This is a genomic window from Pseudomonas sp. BS3767 (genome assembly GCF_900099665.1).
GTDB lineage: Bacteria > Pseudomonadota > Gammaproteobacteria > Pseudomonadales > Pseudomonadaceae > Aquipseudomonas > Aquipseudomonas cerasi.
The window spans coordinates 90,378-107,417 of sequence record NZ_FNCX01000005.1; the positions used below are offsets into that span (position 1 = coordinate 90,378).

At 61.4% G+C, this 17,040-nt stretch carries 18 protein-coding genes and 1 pseudogene; 3 read left to right on the plus strand and 16 right to left on the minus strand.

Annotated features, from left to right (window positions below; all coding sequences use genetic code 11):
- Positions 1-94: 94 nt before the first annotated feature.
- The 15 genes and pseudogenes from phnP to BLR16_RS29305 form a co-directional block, all read right to left on the minus strand.
- Entirely contained in the window at positions 95-844 is a 750-nt protein-coding gene (phnP, locus tag BLR16_RS15845; RefSeq protein ID WP_074808189.1) for a phosphonate metabolism protein PhnP, read from the minus strand.
- On the minus strand, positions 835-1,401 hold the full coding sequence (gene phnN / locus BLR16_RS15850) for a phosphonate metabolism protein/1,5-bisphosphokinase (PRPP-forming) PhnN (protein ID WP_024663751.1): 567 nt from the start codon (positions 1,399-1,401) through the stop codon (positions 835-837). The genes phnP and phnN overlap by 10 nt, the downstream gene beginning before the upstream one ends.
- Positions 1,401-2,546, minus strand: coding sequence for an alpha-D-ribose 1-methylphosphonate 5-triphosphate diphosphatase (locus BLR16_RS15855; RefSeq protein ID WP_074808192.1), 1,146 nt, complete (start codon positions 2,544-2,546; stop codon positions 1,401-1,403). The genes phnN and BLR16_RS15855 overlap by 1 nt, the downstream gene beginning before the upstream one ends.
- Positions 2,540-3,256 (minus strand): phosphonate C-P lyase system protein PhnL, encoded by a 717-nt coding sequence (gene phnL, locus BLR16_RS15860; RefSeq protein ID WP_003367180.1) that lies wholly within the window; start codon positions 3,254-3,256, stop codon positions 2,540-2,542. Before phnL ends, BLR16_RS15855 begins: the two co-directional genes overlap by 7 nt.
- Before the next feature lie 41 nt (positions 3,257-3,297).
- Entirely contained in the window at positions 3,298-4,119 is an 822-nt protein-coding gene (phnK, locus tag BLR16_RS15865; RefSeq protein ID WP_032609383.1) for a phosphonate C-P lyase system protein PhnK, read from the minus strand.
- Positions 4,116-4,988, minus strand: a complete 873-nt coding sequence (locus BLR16_RS15870) for an alpha-D-ribose 1-methylphosphonate 5-phosphate C-P-lyase PhnJ (RefSeq protein WP_003432920.1) — start codon at positions 4,986-4,988, stop codon at positions 4,116-4,118. The genes phnK and BLR16_RS15870 overlap by 4 nt, the downstream gene beginning before the upstream one ends.
- Positions 4,989-4,999: 11 nt before the next feature.
- Entirely contained in the window at positions 5,000-6,079 is a 1,080-nt protein-coding gene (locus tag BLR16_RS15875; RefSeq protein ID WP_044308344.1) for a carbon-phosphorus lyase complex subunit, read from the minus strand.
- Positions 6,079-6,675 carry a phosphonate C-P lyase system protein PhnH gene (gene phnH, locus BLR16_RS15880; RefSeq protein WP_074808195.1) on the minus strand — a complete coding sequence of 199 codons (597 nt, stop codon included), beginning with the start codon at positions 6,673-6,675 and terminating at the stop codon, positions 6,079-6,081. Before phnH ends, BLR16_RS15875 begins: the two co-directional genes overlap by 1 nt.
- Entirely contained in the window at positions 6,675-7,139 is a 465-nt protein-coding gene (gene phnG, locus BLR16_RS15885; RefSeq protein ID WP_003367168.1) for a phosphonate C-P lyase system protein PhnG, read from the minus strand. Before phnG ends, phnH begins: the two co-directional genes overlap by 1 nt.
- Positions 7,140-7,153: 14 nt before the next feature.
- Positions 7,154-7,903 carry a phosphonate metabolism transcriptional regulator PhnF gene (phnF, locus tag BLR16_RS15890; RefSeq protein WP_042930461.1) on the minus strand — a complete coding sequence of 250 codons (750 nt, stop codon included), beginning with the start codon at positions 7,901-7,903 and terminating at the stop codon, positions 7,154-7,156.
- Positions 7,904-7,939: 36 nt separating this feature from the next.
- The gene (gene phnE, locus BLR16_RS15895) at positions 7,940-8,728 is read right to left on the minus strand and encodes a phosphonate ABC transporter, permease protein PhnE (RefSeq protein ID WP_003367163.1); all 789 of its coding nucleotides are present in this window, start codon (positions 8,726-8,728) and stop codon (positions 7,940-7,942) included.
- 28 nt (positions 8,729-8,756) lie between these two features.
- A complete protein-coding gene (phnD, locus tag BLR16_RS15900) occupies positions 8,757-9,767 on the minus strand; it encodes a phosphonate ABC transporter substrate-binding protein (protein WP_058396779.1) in 1,011 nt (336 codons plus the stop codon).
- Positions 9,768-9,811: 44 nt separating this feature from the next.
- Positions 9,812-10,645, minus strand: a complete 834-nt coding sequence (gene phnC / locus BLR16_RS15905; protein WP_044308342.1) for a phosphonate ABC transporter ATP-binding protein — start codon at positions 10,643-10,645, stop codon at positions 9,812-9,814.
- Between the two features lie 241 nt (positions 10,646-10,886).
- On the minus strand, positions 10,887-11,651 hold the full coding sequence (locus BLR16_RS29300) for a methyl-accepting chemotaxis protein (RefSeq protein ID WP_371124460.1): 765 nt from the start codon (positions 11,649-11,651) through the stop codon (positions 10,887-10,889).
- A gap of 93 nt (positions 11,652-11,744) precedes the next feature.
- Positions 11,745-12,776 (minus strand): annotated as a pseudogene (locus tag BLR16_RS29305) (cache domain-containing protein); the annotation flags it as partial.
- A gap of 333 nt (positions 12,777-13,109) precedes the next feature.
- On the opposite strand from BLR16_RS29305, the gene BLR16_RS15915 reads away from it, so the two are divergent.
- The 3 genes from BLR16_RS15915 to BLR16_RS15925 all read left to right on the plus strand — a co-directional run bounded on the left by BLR16_RS15915 (position 13,110) and on the right by BLR16_RS15925 (position 16,549).
- On the plus strand, positions 13,110-13,937 hold the full coding sequence (locus BLR16_RS15915) for an HDOD domain-containing protein (protein WP_032609424.1): 828 nt from the start codon (positions 13,110-13,112) through the stop codon (positions 13,935-13,937).
- 170 nt (positions 13,938-14,107) lie between these two features.
- Entirely contained in the window at positions 14,108-16,084 is a 1,977-nt protein-coding gene (locus BLR16_RS15920; protein ID WP_074808200.1) for a DNA topoisomerase III, read from the plus strand.
- Between the two features lie 63 nt (positions 16,085-16,147).
- Positions 16,148-16,549 carry a RidA family protein gene (locus tag BLR16_RS15925; RefSeq protein WP_003367150.1) on the plus strand — a complete coding sequence of 134 codons (402 nt, stop codon included), beginning with the start codon at positions 16,148-16,150 and terminating at the stop codon, positions 16,547-16,549.
- A gap of 6 nt (positions 16,550-16,555) precedes the next feature.
- Here the strand turns inward: BLR16_RS15925 and BLR16_RS15930 are convergent, their stop codons facing one another.
- Entirely contained in the window at positions 16,556-16,867 is a 312-nt protein-coding gene (locus BLR16_RS15930; RefSeq protein ID WP_032609388.1) for a DUF6482 family protein, read from the minus strand.
- Positions 16,868-17,040: the final 173 nt, after the last annotated feature.

A 17,040-nucleotide genomic window follows, 5' to 3' on the forward strand; every position in this document is an offset into this window, starting at 1 on the left:
AGACTCAGGTTACTGACAGGACCGGGCAAAGCCGCGAGGCGTCTGGCGCGATGGATTGCGGGCGATCAGCGAACAGAATTTTCGCGCCAGCGTCTTACAGGATCATCCTGTCCTGACCGACGAACACTTGATCAGGCAGTTGCCCCGCTCGCCCCATCAACCACGCATCCAGCGTATGGCCGACATGCGTCAGCACCGCCCTGCCCGGTCTTAGCCACTCGATGGTTTGCAGCGCCAACGTCAAGTCGTTGTGATTACGCGGCGGCTGAGGCTGTGGAGGCATCGAGCAGTCGAGTACCAGCAGGTCCAGCGGTGCACGTTGCAGGTACTCGCGGGTGTCGTCGGGCAGGCCGACGGTGTCGGTCAGGTAGGCAAAACGTTGCCCGTCGCCTTCGAACAGGTAACCGAACGTAGGTTTTGAGTGCGCCAGTGGCAGCGCTGTGACCTGCAACGCACCCAGTGCACGGCGTTCGAAGGCCGCGAATGGCTGGCTGAAATCCAGAATACCGGGGTGTTTGTAGAGGTCGGCCAAGCCTTCCGGATCCGCCGGGCCGTGGACCGGAATCACCAGCCCCTGGCCCCAGCGCAGGTGCAACAGCCCCTGCGCATGGTCGGCGTGATAGTGCGTCTGCAGAATCCCGCTCAGGCTGCGCGGTGGGAAACGCTCGGTGAGGTCGGTCAGGCCGCTGTCGATCAACCAGCGTTGGTCGGCGCACTCGATCAGCGCGCTGCACGGCAAGCGGCGCAGATCATGGTCGGCCCGCGCGGCAGCACACGCCACGCACTGACAACCGTAGACCGGCACCTGCCGGGCGTCACCGGTGCCCAACAGGGTCAGGCGCATGCGTGACGCTTGTCGAGCAAGCCGAGCAGCGTGGCAACGGTGTGTTGCAGATCAGCGGAATTATCCAGCGGGAAAACCTGCGGATTGCTCGCCAGCAAATCTCCGGCAAAGCGCGAGTTGCGCGCAAGGCGCTCCTCGATTTCCGCGAGGCTTTCCCGGTTGCGCGCCAGCAGGCGCTTGCGTAACACCTCCTGATTGACGGTCAGCAACACCGCCAGCAGCGTGGGATAGCGCGCCTGCGCCTTTTGCAGATGCGCCCTGGAGCCGTTGATAAGGACGTCATGGCCTTCCAGCAGCCACTGATCGATCTCGACGGGAATGCCGTAGTGAAGACCATTGGCCTGCCAGCTCAAGGCGAACGCGCCTCGCTCGCGCATCTGCTCGAACTGCTCGACGGTCACCGCCTGGGCTGCCTCGCCCACCGCTTCGGCGGAACGGGTGATCACCCGCCGAACGACCCGGCAATCACGTTGCGCCAGGGTATCCCGGGCCGCGTCCAGCAGGCTGTCCTTGCCTGATCCGGACGGCCCGATGAGATAGATCAACCTGCCAACCATCAAAACACCCTCTTGCCTTGTCGCCAGACCCTGTCGATAACCGGCAGGCCGGCATGATCACGCGCCTGGATCAGATCAGCGCGCAGCCCCACACGTATTTCACCACGATCCGCCAACCCGGCAGCCACGGCCGGCGTACGGCTGACCATGTTGATCGCCTGCGGCAGGTCACATGCGTTGTCCTGAGCGGCGAGCATGAATGCAGACTGCAACAGGCTGGCCGGGTAGTAATCGCTGGACAGAATATCCAGCAACCCGTCACGGGCCAGCGATGCTGCCGCCACGTTACCGGAGTGCGAGCCGCCGCGCACGATGTTCGGTGCGCCCATCAACACGCTCATGCCCAGTTGCCGACAGCCACGGGCCGCTTCGAGCGTGGTCGGGAACTCGGCGATGTTCATGCCGAAACCTGCCGACTCCTCGACATGCGCCATGGTTGCATCGTCGTGACTGGCAATCGACAGGCCGCGCGCCAGGCACAGTTCGACAATCGCACGCCGGTAACGGTCGGCGTACTCGTTGGAGTTGGCCACCTGTTCAACGATGAAACGGTCCATTTCCTCATTGTTCATGTGGTACTTGCCCATGTAGTACTCACGGTACTTGGACTCCAGGGCAAACTGACGCTGGCCGGGCGCGTGGTCCATCACCGAGACCAGTTGCACCATTGGCTGGTCCACCAGATCGCGAAACACGCTCAAGGTGTCCGGGTGACTGACCTCGCAGCGCAGGTGCAACACGTGCTCGGCGCGAGTCAGGCCTGCCGCATTGGCGTCGGCAATCGCCTGTAGCATGGCGGGCAATTGCTGCATGCGCTTGCCTTTGGGGTTGATGTCGCCGATCGACAGCGCGTCGAACACGGTGGTGATGCCCGCCGCGACGATTTGCGCATCGTGGCTGATCACCGCCGACATCGACGGCCAGTCGACACCCGGACGCGGCGACAGATGCTTTTCCAGGTTGTCGGTGTGCAATTCCACCAGCCCCGGCAGCAGGTAATCGCCCTGCATGTCCTGGGCCTGACTCAACTGGCTGCATCCACTCTCGACCTCGGCAATCAGGCCGTCACGGACCACCACAGTGCCGGTGAATACCTGCTCGGCCGTCACCACGCGGGCGTTACTGAAAACCTGTTCATTCAGCATTGCAGCAACTCCTTGGCGGTAAGGTCCACCGGGGTCATGTCGAGTTGACGATTGGCGACAGCGTCACGGGCGTCGCGGTCATGGAAGATACCGATCAGGGCGGCACCGGCCTGTTTGGCCTCATCGACCAGTTCCAGCACCACCCGGCGATTGGCGTCGTCCAATGACGCAGTCGGTTCGTCGAGGAGCAGCACCGGCCACGGCACCATGAACGCGCGCGCAATGTTGATGCGCTGCTGTTCGCCACCGGAAAACGTGCTGGGCGCCAACGGCCACAGGCGCTGCGGAATATTCAGCCGCCCCAGCAGCAGTTGCGCGCGCTCCTGCGCCTGCTCACGGGACCAGCCGCGCGCCAGAGCCGGTTCCATGACCACGTCCAGGCTGGACACACGCGGAATCACGCGCAGGAACTGGCTGACGTAGCCGAGCGTTTTGCGCCGCACCTCAAGCACCTGGCGCGGGGTTGCGCCGACCAGCTCGGTCCACTCGCCTTCATGCTGCACGCGAATGCTGCCGGCGGCAGGCAGGTAGTTGCCATACAGGGTGCGCAGCAGCGTGCTCTTGCCCGCGCCGGATTGCCCGCTGAGCACCAGGCATTCGCCGGCGCGCACCGAGAAATTCAGGCCGCGCAGCACATTGAGGACCACGCCGTTGTGCTGATGCAGGGTGAAGGTTTTCGACAGGTCACGGACCTCGATCAAGGTTGTCATCGGGCTCACCTCTTCTGTACAGGCTGTTCGGACAGTGCGACTCATGGCTGCAATACCGAGGACACCAACAGTTGCGAATACGGGTGTTGCGGGTCATCGAGAATCTGGTCAGTCAGGCCGCTTTCGACCACTTCCGAGCGACGCATGACCATCAACCGGTCGGCGAGCAGCCGCGCGACCGCCAGATCGTGGGTAACGATGACCACGGCCAGATCCAGCTCCCGCACCAGGCCGCGCAACAAATCGAGCAAGCGGGCCTGCACTGACACGTCGAGCCCGCCGGTGGGTTCGTCCATGAACACCAGTCTGGGGCTGGAGACCAGATTGCGGGCGATTTGCAGGCGCTGCTGCATGCCGCCGGAAAAGGTCCGCGGCAGGTCGTCAATGCGCTGCGGATCGATCTCCACCTGGGTCAGCCAGTCCAGCGCGGCACCCCGCAACTGCTGATAATTACGTACCCCCTGCGCCATCAGACGCTCGCCGATATTGGCGCCGGCCGACACGCCCATGCGCAGGCCATCGCGCGGGTTCTGTTCGACAAAACCCCACTCGGTGCGCAGCAAGGTGCGCCGCTGCGCCTCACTGGCGCTGTACAGGTCGAACCAGTCGCCCGCCTTGCTGCGATAGTCGATGCTGCCGCGGTCCGGCGGGCAACGTCCGCTCAACAGCGAGAGCAGCGTGGATTTCCCCGAGCCGGACTCGCCAACGATGCCCAGCACTTCGCCGGGGTACAGATCGAAACTGACGTCCTGACAGCCCTTCTGCACACCGTACAGGCGAGTCAGGCCGCGTACCTTGAGCAGCGGCTGCACCGCATCAGGAAGGCGCCCGCCCGCCGCGTCCAATGAACGTGCACTGATCATCGGTCGTTCTCCTGCTGTTTGACGCGCTGGGCGCAGTAATCGGTGTCGGAGCAGACAAAGCTCTGCGTCCCGGCATCGTCGAGAATCAGCTCGTCGAGAAAGGAATCATGACTGCCGCAGATCGCACAGCACTGCTCCCAGCGCTGCACCTCGAACGGGTGATCTTCAAAGTCCAGGCTTACTACCTGCGTATACGGCGGCACGGCGTACAGACGCTTTTCGCGCCCCGCACCGAAGAGCATCAATGCCGGGCTCATGTGCAGCTTGGGGTTATCGAATTTGGGAATCGGCGACGGGTCCATCACGTAGCGTTCATCGACCATCACCGGGTAGGCGTAACTGGTGGCGATATGGCCGAAGGTGGCGATGTCCTCGTAGAGTTTGACGTGCATAACGCCATAATCATCCAGCGCGTGCATGGTCCGGGTCTCGGTTTCCGAGGGCTCGATGAAACGCAGCGGCTCGGGAATCGGCACCTGATAGACCATGATCTGATCGGCCTGCAGCGGCGTTTCCGGGATCCGGTGACGGGTCTGGATGACGGTCGCCTCAGGCGTGCGCTCGGTGGTGGCAATGCCGGCCGTGCGGGCAAAGAAACGCCTGATCGAGACAGCGTTGGTGGTGTCGTCAGCGCCCTGATCGATGACCTTGAGCACATCATCAGCGCCCAGGATCGCAGCGGTCAGCTGCATCCCGCCAGTGCCCCAGCCATACGGCAGCGGCATTTCGCGCCCGCCAAACGGCACCTGATAACCGGGGATCGCCACCGCCTTGAGCAAGGCGCGACGAATCATGCGTTTGGTCTGCTCGTCCAGATAAGCGAAGTTGTAGGCCTCATCCCGTGCAGGCCTTTGCTGTGCGGTGTTCATCGGTGCATTACTCATTGGTCGCTCCCCGGTTTCGGTGCAGACTTGCGCAGCTTGCGGATCAACTCCAGTTCGGACTGGAAATCGACGTAATGCGGCAGCTTGAGGTGCGAGACGAAACCCGCCGCTTCGACGTTGTCGCAATGCGCCAGGACGAACTCTTCCTGCTGGGCCGGTGAGCGGACTTCTTCGTTGAATTCCTCGGCGCGCAGCGAGCGGTCCACCAGCGCCATGCCCATCGCCTTGCGCTCCGCGTTGCCGAAGGCAAGGCCGTAACCCCGGGTAAACTGCGCGGGTTCGCTGGCCGAGCCGACGAACTGATTGACCATCTCGCATTCGGTGACTTCGATGTCGCCAATCGCAATCGGGAAGCCCAGTTCTTCAGGTTCGATCCAGACTTCCACCTCGCCGATGCGGATTTCCCCGGCGAACGGGTGATTGCGGCCATAACCGCGCTGGGTCGAATAACCCAGCGCCAGCAGGAACCCCTCATCGCCACGCGCCAGCGCCTGCAGGCGCTGGGCACGACTGGACGGATACTCCAGCGGTTCGCGGGTGATGTCCGCCACGCGCTCACCGTCGTCGACTTCGGGCTTCATAAGCCCCTCCTTGGCCAGCAACCCGAGCACTCGCGGACAGGGCTCAAGGGTGGCGTGCGGGGTAACTTCCGGGCCCGGGTGCTCGCCTTCGGCCAGCAAGGTGAAATCCAGCAGGCGGTGGGTGTAGTCGAAGGTCGGCCCCAGCAATTGACCGCCGGGGACGTCCTTGAACGTGGCCGACAGGCGACGGTTGAGCTGCATGTTCGAGGTGTCGATGGGCAGGCTGGCGCAGAAGCGCGTCAGCGTGGTGCGATAGGCGCGCAGCAGGAAGATCGCTTCGATCAGATCGCCCGCCGATTGCTTGATCGCCAGCGCAGCCAGTTGCGGGTCGTACAGCGAACCCTCGCTCATGACCCGCGCGACCGCCAGCGGCAGTTGCTGGCGGACCTGCTCGACGTCGAGTTCGGCAATGCCGGTGTCGCCACGACGCCTGCTGGCCAGCAGACGGTGAGCGTTATCGATGGCCTGTTCGCCACCCTTGACCGCGACGTACATCAGGCACACTCCTGCACGCGGGTGCTGCGTGGCAAGCCGAGCAGTCGATTGCCAGAGATAAAGAACACATCCAGCCCGCAAGGGAAGACATTACGTGCTTCACGTGCGGCCCAGAAACCTTCATCCAGCGGCAGCGCCACCGAATGGTGTCGCTCGATGCCGGGACCGCTCCAGGCAAGCATCCGCCCGCCTTCCAGGTCAGGCAGCTGGGTCAGCAAGGTGCAGGATTGATCCGGGTAGCGATCATTGCCGGTATCGAAATCGTGCAGTTGCAGAGCAGTCGATGCATCGAGCAACGCGAAGCGGGCCGCGTGCCGGTCAGTGACAATCGGGCTGCCGCAATGAAAGGCAATGTTTGCGCGAATCGCCGGGGTATCGAATGCCGGTGCCAGCCACACTGGCGTGTCCAGGTCCAGCAACGCCAGGCACAGGGCATGGGTTGCACTGTCCAGGCCCTGCAAGGCCGGCGGTTGGTGCGCGGTGGGCAGGGTCTGAATCACGCCCGGCCCGGACAACGCCTTGAGGGCGACGCGAAAACTGCGTTGGGCATCCAGTACCGGATCGGTGAAGGCAGGTTTCAAAAGGACGGCATTCATCAGTCTTCTCCTCGGACCAGGGTAAAGAATTCGACTTTGGTGGCAGCGGCCTCCGCGTCCTTGCGCGCCCGACGCTCGGCTTGCGCACGCGCCAGCGGCTCGATCAGTTCGGACAGCCACCAGGCCTGCTGCGCGCCCTGCAAATGCGCGTCGGCCAGAGCCGCCAGTTCGGCGTGGCGCTTGTCGCGTCCGGCCAGATAGCTGTAGCCGGTGCGACCATCGGCCAGACGCACCACACAGCGCGTCACACTCATTTCGCCGAGGTTGAAAGCTGAACCGGTGCCGCCCATACGGCCCCGCACCAGGGTCATGCCGATTTCCGGAGCGCGGATCATCTGGTAATCGGTGTCGCGCAACGCCGCTTCGTGACGCTGCAATCGCTCGCGACTCGGCTCATCGACATGGGCACGTGCCAAGACGCCCATCCAGTGTTGACGTGCGGCTGTTTCAGGGGATGCTTGCATGGAACACCTCGGGGTCAGTCCGTCGTTGGGTGGCCAGCCATCTGGCTGTCGGCAATCGGGTTGAATGCCACTTGGTACTGGAAGCGGTCTGAACGGCTGACCGAGCGTGAAAGCTCTACGGGCCGCCCCGACCGGTCACACGAAACCGTCAACACCGTCAGCGCAGGCATGTGTCGGGGCATCAGCAGCAACCCGGCCTCTCCGCGGGACGGTAAGCGTGCACCGATCAGGCTCTGTGCACGGCTCAACGGCAACTCGCGCTCGGCCAGGTACTGGCGCACCGAGCCGCCCTGATACTCAGCCAGCAACTCGCTGTAACGGGCGCTGTAGCGATGGCAGATCAGACTCACGGCCTGCCCGTCCAGCTTGCGCAAGGTCTGCAGTTCAATCAGTGGCGCATGCTCGGCCAGCCCCAGATGCAGCGCATCTTCCTGGCTGGCGATGCATTCGCGGCGCACCAGCAGCACGGCCTCGACCCCGATGCCCTGCGCCGACAGCGACTTGCTATAGGCGCTTTCGGCCTGCATCGGGTAGATCAACGGGCGTTCCAGTACCTGAGTGCCCTTGCCCTGCCGGCGCAGCACACTGCCCTCGCGGACCAGTTCGTCGACAGCACGGCGAATCGTGTGGCGGTTGACGCTGAAGCGTTCGGCCAGCTGAAACTCGGCGGGCAGGTAATCGCCAGGCAGGTACGTGGCCAGCTCGTCACGCAGCGTCTCGGCCAGTTCCAGGTACATCGGCTCAGCTTGTCTAGACAACTGCATGGTTAAAAAAAGTGTTCATTGAACACCCCTCTTCTGTCAGATGAATTGCTTGCGCAGGCGCTGCGACATGATGTCGATGACGCTTACCACAACGATGATCACCAGCAGCACGGCGCTGGTCTGGACGAACGCAAAGGCGCGAATGTTTTCCCAGAGGATAACCCCGATGCCCCCTGCGCCGACCATCCCGACCACGGTTGCCGAGCGCACATTGGATTCGAACCGGTATAGAGCATAGGAGATCCACAGCGGCATGACCTGCGGAATGACCCCGTAGATGACTTCCTGCAAGGCGCTGGCACCGGTGGCGCGCACCCCTTCGACAGGTCCGGGCTCTATGGCTTCGACAGCTTCGGCGAACAGTTTGGCGAGGACCCCGGTGGTGCTGATCCACAGTGCCAGCACCCCGGCGAACGGCCCCAGCCCGACGGCGACCACAAACAGCATCGCGAACACCATCTCGTTGATCGAACGAAAAGCGTCCATGCAGCGCCGCAGCGGCAGATGAATCCACCACGGCGTGATGTTCTCGGCGCACAGGATGCCCAACGGTATCGAGCAGACAATCGCCAGCGTCGTACCCCAAAGGGCGATCTGGATAGTCACCAGCATTTCCTTGAGGTAGCTGCGCCACTCACGGAAGTCCGGAGGGAAGAAATCGGCGGCGAATGTGGCCATGTTCGACGAGTCGCGAACCAGTGCCATCGGGTTCATTTCTGCGCCCTGCCAGGCCCAGGCCAGTGCAGCGAGCAACAGGCCCCAGCCCAGATAACGGGACCAGTTGGGTTTGCCTGCAACCTGGGCGTAGGCAACGTGAGTGGTCATGACGAACTCCTGATCGTGAACGGCTGGCTCAACCTGCGGAGCTGCCTGCGGTTTTCTGGTTCAGCTCAGTGATACGCTCCTGCAACTTGCTCAGGCTGGCATCGATATCCTTGAGACGGGCAGTTTTCTCCTGGGCGTCCAGCGTGGTGCTGGCAGCCACTTCGGTGCGCTGCTTGAACAGTTCGAGCTGGCGGATGGGCAGCAATTGGTCATCGCTGGACTTGAGAAACTTGCCCATCTGCATGTTCTTCAGGACGGTTTTCTCTTCATCGGTATTGCCATAACTGGTGAAGAACTCACGAATCTTTGCCTTGTCCTGGTCCGACAGCGCCTTGCTCCAGACAATCGGGTCGGCCGGGATCAGCGGCGATTTCCAGATCACCTTGAGTTGCTCGACCTTGTCGGGTTGGGTCACAGCCAGGCGATCCCAGCTTTCGGTATTGAAGGTCGCAACGTCCAGCTGCCCCTTGGCAACACTCAGGGCGTTGACTTCATGACTGGAGTTCAAGGTGCGCTTGAAGGCAGTGGACGCATCGACGTGGTTTTTCGCAAACACGTAATAACCTGGCACCAGATAGCCCGAGGTGGAGTTCGGGTCGCCGTTGCCGAAGGTCAGGCTCTTGGCATTCTTGAGCATGTCTTCGACGCTATTGATCGGGCTGTCCTTGCGCACGATCAGCAGGCTCCAGTAACCCGCGTCACCGTTGGCGGCGGAGGTCTGGGCAAAGATCTCGCCGTTGGAGCGGTCCACCGCTTCCATCGCCGCCTTGTTGCCCAGCCAGGCCACGTCCACCTTGTTGAAGCGCATGCCCTGAATAAGGCCGGCGTAGTCCGAAGCGAAGGTGGCATTGATCTTGAGACCGGTCTTGCGGCTCATGTCATCAAGGAACGGCTGCCAGATACTTTTCAGGTTTTGCGAAGACTCGGTGGACATGATGCCGAAATTGATGGCTTTTTCTTCTGCGGCCTGGACGGTGCCCAACGCGCAGGCAGTCAGCAAGGCGGCAGAGGCGAGAAGACGACCGATACGCTTGAACATGCAGGCTCTCCGGAAAATGTCAGGTGGGGGATGTTGAAAGGACGTCAGACCTTGGCCAGCGTCAGGCTGGCTTTTTGCCGCACGCGCCGACTTCGTTCGGTGATCATCAGACTCGCGTCCGCGTCTGCACCGTAGAGGTCGTTGAGGAACTGTTTGCTGAGCTCCTGCGCCAGGCCATCAAAATGAATACGCCCGGATTTGAGCGCCACCGCACGCGGGCAATAGCGCACGGCATAATCGACCTGATGCAGGGTCACCACGACCGTCTTGCCGTCGCGGCGGTTGATGTCGGCGAGGATTTCCATGACGCGGCGGGCCGATTCCGGGTCCAGTGAGGCAATCGGTTCATCGGCGAGGATCACTTCGGCGCGCTGGGTCAAGGCGCGGGCAATCGCTACCCGCTGCTGCTGCCCGCCGGACAGGGTCGAAGCCCGTTGCGCGGCAAGGTCCGCCAGCCCGACCCTTTCCAGCGCGGCCATTGCACGCTGTTTTTCCTCGTTGTTGAACAGCGCCAGACTGCCGCGCCAGCGTGGCATGCGCCCCAGACAACCGAGCAGGACGTTGTCCAGCACGCTGAGGCGATTGACCAGATTGAATTGCTGGAAGATATAACCGATATCGGCGCGCAGACGTCGCACCTGGCTGTTGAGGCGGCCGGAGGACTGAACCTCGCGGCCCAATACCTGAACCTGACCGCCATTGCTGCGATCACAGCACGCCAGACCGGCGAGATGCCGAAGCAGCGTTGACTTGCCCGAACCGGAAGCGCCAATCAGCGCGACCATCTCACCAGGTTGTATAGACAACGCGAGATCAATGAGAGCGCTTTTGTGGGAAAAGGTCTTGTTCAGGCCTTGTACATGAATGGCTTCGTTCATGAGGCTTCTCGGTCTGTGCACGACCCGGGACAGGTCGCATTTGGTTGTCAACCAAACTGAACCTGTGTTGTTGCAGCGTCATGAACCGCGAGTGACCAAGTGATAACAGTTTGTCACGAATCGTGTGGCAACGGACAGCGGTGGGACCCTCATCCGCTGCATTGCCACGCTGAAGCATTGGGACTGAAAGAAGCCCAGGCAGCCGCTCCCGGTACTGCGGAGCGGCGCAAACGCAGCCGGATCAGATCCTGAAGCTGCCCACCAGTTGCTGCAGACGCGCAGCCTGCTCTTCCAGCGAGTTGCAGGCATCCAGGGTCTGGCGCAGGTTGTCGACGCCCAGCTGGTTGAGGGTGTTGATGTGAGTGATGTCGACATTGATCGACTCAACCACCGAGGTCTGCTCTTCAGTTGCCGCCGCGACCGACTGGTTCATGCCGTTGATCTCTTCGATGCGGCGGGTCACGCTGCTCAGACGCTCGCCGGCCAGGTTGGCGATGCCGACGCTGTCCTCGCTCTGACGCTGGCTCTCGGTCATGTTGGTCACTGCTTCGCGAGCGCCGACCTGCAGCTCTTCGATCATGGTCTGTACTTGCTGGGCAGAATCCTGAGTGCGGTGCGCCAGGTTGCGCACCTCGTCGGCCACTACCGCAAACCCGCGCCCTGCTTCACCGGCACGCGCCGCTTCGATGGCGGCGTTGAGCGCCAGCAGGTTGGTCTGCTGGGAAATGCTGGTGATCACTTCGAGAATCTGCCCGATGTTGGCGGTCTTGCCATTCAGGCTTTCGATGTTCACGCACGACTCGCTGATCTTGCCGGACAGCTCGTTCATCGCCTTGATAGTCTGCTGCACAACGTTCTGACCGTCGCTGGCCAGGCCGCTAGCATCGCTCGACTGCTGCGAGGTGCGCGCCGCATTCTGGGCAATTTCCTGGGCAGCGGCACCCAATTCGTTGATCGCCGCTGCCACGCTTTCAGTGCGATTGGCCTGCTGGTCGGAGTTGCCCATCGACGCGTTGGAGACCTTGACCACCCGGGTGGCAACCTCGCCCAATTGCGCGGCAGTCGAAGCCACTTCGCGGATCGAGGTATGGATACGTTCGACAAAATGGTTGAACGACTCGGCCAGTGCGCCGAATTCATCCTGCGAAGTGATGGCCAGACGCTTGGTCAGATCGCCCTCGCCATCGGCGATATCACGCATCGCGCGGCCCATCTGATGCAGGGGTTGCATCAACACCCGGATCAACAGGCCCAGCAACAGGATGATCACCATCACCACAACCACCATCGCAGTGATGGCCGAGGTACGGAACTCGGTCAACATGGCGTAGGCGGAATCCTGCTCCAGTACCAGTGCCACGTACCAGTTGGCCGTCGAGACACCTTGAACGGGCGTGAAGGAAATGATCTCGGGCTTTTTACCGGAGTCGATTTCACTCACCCCGGCAGCAATTTTCGGCGTATTGGTCGGGTAGGCTTCACTGATGTTCTTGAGCACCAGTTTGCTGTCCGGGTGCACCAGAATCTTGCCGTCGGCGCTGACCAGAAACGCATAACCATGGCCATCGAAGTTCAGCGAGTTGATGATCTTGGTGACGTTGTCCAGAGCGATATCGGCACCGGCCACGCCCACGAACTGATTCTGGAACTTGACCGGTGTGGCCATGGTCATGACCAGCTTGCCGGAAGATGCCGCGATGTAGGGTTCGGTCACAATGGTGCCGGGGGCATTCTGTGCCGCCTTGTACCAGCCACGTGCACGCGGATCGTAGTCAGATGGGCGATTGGCGGACGGCACCGAGAACATCACGCCATCGGTGCTGCCAAAGTAGCTCAGCTGAAAACTGTCACTGTAGGCAGGCAGGCCGATGGCGCGTTGCAACTGGGGCAGTTCCTTGCCATCCGCGGCGATTTGCTGCGACATCGATTGCAGCAATTGCATGCGGCTTTCCAGCCAGGTTTGAATGTTCTGCGTGGTGAGCGTACCCAGTTGTTGCAACTCGGACTTGACGCTGGATTTGAGCGACTGACGCTGTCGATAGTCATTGACGACAATGAATACACTGAACGCCACGACCACAATCAATGCAGCGGCGAGAAGAATCTTTTTGCTGAAACCCAGACTTTTCATAGCGGTTACTTCCACGGCAAAAAACCAATAAGGACGATCTCTGGATCGCCAATCAAACTTCACAACAGTGCCGTCTATTTCACATTACAACCCACAGGCCGTTCAGCAACCGGAGCCGATACGTCTGCCACGGCGTCAATCACCAGGCAGGTCCGAGTATCGAAACCTTACAGAGACGCTTGTATCGCCATATCGGCGCGATCCACGAGTCCTTGATTATTTTTTTCGTCGCAGGTCGAGACGCCCTTCCCACAATCGACACTCAAGCGTGCAGAACAGGAAAAACTGGCTATGGTTGAAATCATCCCCCGCCCTGCACAGGATGGTCTCGCCATGCCAAGTATCGAGCAACTTTTTGACGGTTTGCATAGCCTCCCGAGTATTCCCAAAGTGGCTCAGGATCTGATGCTGCAATTTGACAATCCCTCTTCGAACCTGGAAAGCATTGCGCGCAATATAGAGAAAGACCCGGTGATTGCGGCCAAGGTATTGCGTCTGGCCAACTCGGCGCGCTTTCGCGGCTCAAGGGAATCCTCGAGTATCGAAGACGCGGCCATGCGCCTGGGTTTCAATACGCTGCGTACGCTGGTGATGGCCTCGGCAGTGACCGGTGCATTCAAGGCCGGGCCGAGTTTTGATCTCAAGGGGTTCTGGCTGAAAAGCTTTCAGGTAGCAGGGATCTGCCGGATGCTGGCGAAACAGACGGGCGCCGATCCTGAAATCGCCTTTACCTGCGGGGTGATGCATAACATCGGTGAGTTGCTGATCCAGACCGGCGCGCCCGATGTTGCCGAACGCCTGAACAACGCCGCCAAAGCCGGGACGCCAGGACGTGCGGCCAGCGAAACCCTGCAACTGGGTTTCAGCTACCCGGAAGTCGGCGCAGAGCTGGCCAGTCGCTGGCATTTGCCCAAGGTTATTCAACAGGCTATCGCCTATCAGGCAACGCCGATGAGGGCACCGGCTGACGCATCGCTGCCGAGGATCGTCGCCCAGGCCATTACCATTTCGGATGCGCTGGAGGCCCACGGCGGCGCGACACCTCAGGCGCAGCAGGCGTCAGGCGGTCCGCTGATGGAAGGCATCGATCTGGACGCGCTGTTTGCCGGGTTGCCGGCGGTGCTGGAAGCAGACAAGGCGTTCTCCGAATTACTGAACTGAACCAAAAGCAATTCTCCAGGCTGACCAGCGTATGCGGGCATGGCGTCAGGCGGTCCATTTTTGAGGCCGTATAGCGCGTTTATCTGTATATCCATACAGATAAACCTTGCCCGCTACGCATTCAACGTTCATCCTTGCAGCCCTTGCACCGGTAATCGACGACGGTAGTCATGCGGCTGTTTCTCTGCGAAAAACCTTCCCAGGCCAAAGACATTGCGGCTGCGCTCGGCGCAACCCGGCGTGGCGACGGCTGCTGGGTGGGTGCCAATGCGACGGTCACCTGGTGCATCGGCCACCTGCTGGAAACCGCCCCGCCCGACGCCTACGATGCACGTTACAAACGCTGGGTACTGGAGGACCTGCCCATCGTGCCGGAAAAATGGAAAATGCTGGTCAAGCCCAGAACCGCCAGCCAGTTCAAGGCAGTCAAGCGGCTGCTGAGTGAAGCCCGGGAACTGGTGATCGCCACCGACGCCGACCGTGAGGGCGAAATGATCGCCCGCGAACTGATCGAGCACTGTCGCTATCGCGGGCCGATTCAGCGTTTGTGGCTGTCGGCACTGGATGACGCCTCGATCCGCAAGGCGCTGGCGGCGCTCAAGCCCGGTGCCGATACGTTCAGCCTGTATCACTCGGCGCTGGGTCGATCACGCGCCGACTGGCTGATAGGCATGAACATGAGTCGCCTGTTTACACTGCTGGGTCGACAATCCGGTTATCAGGGCGTGTTGCCAGTAGGTCGGGTACAAACCCCGACCCTGCGACTGGTGGTAGACCGTGATCGCAGCATCGCCGACTTCGTCCCGGCGCCCTACTGGGCTATCGACGTCAGGCTGCTGCATGACAATCAGGCGTTCATCGCCCAGTGGCGCGCACCATCGGATGCCTGCGACGACCAGGACCGTTGCCTGAACCAAGCGCTTGCGCAACAGGCTGCGCACGACATGCGCGGCGCGGCCAGCGCACGACTGGTCAAGCTGCGCACCGAGCGCATTCGCGAAGCGGCGCCTTTGCCGTTCGACCTGGGCACCCTGCAGGAAATCTGTTCGAAGAAGCTCGGGCTCGGCGCGCAGGAAACCCTCGACATCGCCCAGTCCCTGTATGAAACCCACAAGGTCATCACCTATCCGCGCAGCGATTGCGGGTACCTGCCGAACAGTCAGCATGGTGAGGCCGCAGGCATTATCGCGGCGCTGTGCAAGGCCGATCCTGCGCTGGCAGGCCTGTCGCCGCACCTCGACCCACAACGTCGATCACGGGCCTGGAATGACAGCAAAGTGACAGCCCACCACGGCATCATTCCCACCGCGGCGGTGCGCGGCGTAGAACGTCTGACCGGCAAACCGCGAGCGGTGTATACCCTGATCAGGGCGCGTTACCTGGCGCAGTTTCTGCCCAACCATGAATTCGATCGCACCCAGGCTGACTTCGACTGTGCAGGCCACGCGCTGCGTGCGGTGGGCAAGCAGATTGTCGAGCCAGGCTGGAAGCGTGCGATGCCCGAAGCGCTGGCCCCGGCCAAGGGTCGCGAAGCGCCTGCCCCGCAGCCGTTGCCGGCATTGTTTCAGGGCTGCGAGTGTGCGGTCGCCGAGGTCATCCTCAAGGACCTCTGGACCCAGCCGCCCAAGCCGTTCACCGAGGGAGACCTGATCAAGGCAATGAAGAACGTCGCCAGACTGGTGGAAGACCCGCTGCTCAAACAGAAGCTCAAGGACACCACCGGCATTGGCACCGAAGCCACCCGCGCCGGGATCATTCAAGGCCTGCTGGACCGTGGCTACCTGACCAAGCAAGGCAAGTCGCTGTGCGCAGCACCGGCAGCCTTCAGCCTGATCGACGCCGTGCCCCGTGCCATCGCCGATCCGGGCACCACCGCCATCTGGGAACAGGCGCTGGACATGGTCCAGAGCGGCGAAATGAGCCTTGAAGAGTTCGTCGCCAAACAGGCGGCGTGGATGAGCAAACAGGTCAGCCGTTGCGTCGGCATGCGTATGAGTATCAGCGGACCAGCCAGCCCGGCAGGCGTTAAACCGCCCTGGAAGAAAAAGCGCAATACCACTAAACGCGCCGCCAAGACCTCCACCGCCACGACGGATACTGCGGCGAAAAAGCCGCGGCGCGCTGCCAGACCGGCCGCCAAGGCGTAGGCCGGAACAGCGATAACCAGATCAGCCATTGCACATTCAAGCGTTACGAACAGGTGTTACAACATGTCAGACCGAGAGCTCATCATTCCGTCCACCATGCAGTCGATCATGGACCGTGCAGGCTATGCACCTGCGGTCAGGGTTGGGGATACCCTGTACTGCGCGGGCCAGGTGGGGCGCACGCGGGATATGGAAGTCATCCTCAACCCGGAGGCGCAATTCATCGCCTGCTGGGAGAATCTGCGCACGGTGCTCGCCGAGGGCGGTTGCACCTTCGAGGATATAGTCGACATGACGACTTACCATGTCGCCATGAGCGAACACATGGCGGTCTTTCGTGAAGTAAAAAACCGCATATTCCCGCGTGGCCAGTGCGCCTGGACCTGCATCGGCGTTGCCGAACTGGCGCACCCCGGGTTGTTGCTCGAAATCAAGTGCGTTGCGATCAGGCGCAACAACGCCTGATCGACATCACAGACTCGAGCGCAGGGGTATCTCGTGCCGCGAAGTTTGTGCCTGAACATCGTCCAGACCGACCATTTCGTCATGCGCCACGGCCTGGGTCATGAACAGTTTTACGTCAGACACCGAAGACAGCACCTTGCGCGCCTCTTCCACCGAAGCAACGTGCAGGGTTTTTCCGCTCGAATCTTCCACTGGCACAGACTTGCCCTCGAGCTTTGCGTGCAGCACGTAGGAACCGCCTTCCATGGAGATCAGATCGAGTTCACGAACCGTTTGATCCTTTACATGTTTGGTCAGGTCTTGAATGTTCAAAGTCACACCTCCGGTGGCGTTCTGGAAATCAGCGCCGCTTGAAAATGGAGCTTTTATTGGCGCAAACGTTCAGTCGTTTGGGGGACGGCCAGCCTGAATATCCATGTCGCAAATACATGAGACAGGTTGAGCGATGTTATTCTGCGGCGGCTTCGGACACCTGGCTGCGCACGTCGCGT

Excerpts from the sequence above, each read along its gene's own strand:
- phnD (WP_058396779.1), bottom strand. The coding sequence starts at position 9,767 with ATGTTCAAGCGTATCGGTCGTCTTCTCGCCTCTGCCGCCTTGCTGACT.
- phnL (WP_003367180.1), bottom strand. The coding sequence starts at position 3,256 with ATGACAACCTTGATCGAGGTCCGTGACCTGTCGAAAACCTTCACCCTG.
- BLR16_RS15870 (WP_003432920.1), bottom strand. The coding sequence starts at position 4,988 with ATGAACACCGCACAGCAAAGGCCTGCACGGGATGAGGCCTACAACTTC.
- phnC (WP_044308342.1), bottom strand. The coding sequence starts at position 10,645 with ATGAACGAAGCCATTCATGTACAAGGCCTGAACAAGACCTTTTCCCAC.
- phnE (WP_003367163.1), bottom strand. The coding sequence starts at position 8,728 with ATGACCACTCACGTTGCCTACGCCCAGGTTGCAGGCAAACCCAACTGG.
- phnG (WP_003367168.1), bottom strand. The coding sequence starts at position 7,139 with ATGCAAGCATCCCCTGAAACAGCCGCACGTCAACACTGGATGGGCGTC.
- phnK (WP_032609383.1), bottom strand. The coding sequence starts at position 4,119 with ATGATCAGTGCACGTTCATTGGACGCGGCGGGCGGGCGCCTTCCTGAT.
- phnH (WP_074808195.1), bottom strand. The coding sequence starts at position 6,675 with ATGAATGCCGTCCTTTTGAAACCTGCCTTCACCGATCCGGTACTGGAT.
- phnP (WP_074808189.1), bottom strand. The coding sequence starts at position 844 with ATGCGCCTGACCCTGTTGGGCACCGGTGACGCCCGGCAGGTGCCGGTC.
- BLR16_RS29300 (WP_371124460.1), bottom strand. The coding sequence starts at position 11,651 with ATGGGCAACTCCGACCAGCAGGCCAATCGCACTGAAAGCGTGGCAGCG.
- phnF (WP_042930461.1), bottom strand. The coding sequence starts at position 7,903 with ATGCAGTTGTCTAGACAAGCTGAGCCGATGTACCTGGAACTGGCCGAG.
- BLR16_RS15920 (WP_074808200.1), top strand. The coding sequence starts at position 14,108 with ATGCGGCTGTTTCTCTGCGAAAAACCTTCCCAGGCCAAAGACATTGCG.
- BLR16_RS15855 (WP_074808192.1), bottom strand. The coding sequence starts at position 2,546 with ATGCTGAATGAACAGGTTTTCAGTAACGCCCGCGTGGTGACGGCCGAG.
- phnN (WP_024663751.1), bottom strand. The coding sequence starts at position 1,401 with ATGGTTGGCAGGTTGATCTATCTCATCGGGCCGTCCGGATCAGGCAAG.
- BLR16_RS15925 (WP_003367150.1), top strand. The coding sequence starts at position 16,148 with ATGTCAGACCGAGAGCTCATCATTCCGTCCACCATGCAGTCGATCATG.
- BLR16_RS15915 (WP_032609424.1), top strand. The coding sequence starts at position 13,110 with ATGCCAAGTATCGAGCAACTTTTTGACGGTTTGCATAGCCTCCCGAGT.
- BLR16_RS15875 (WP_044308344.1), bottom strand. The coding sequence starts at position 6,079 with ATGTACGTCGCGGTCAAGGGTGGCGAACAGGCCATCGATAACGCTCAC.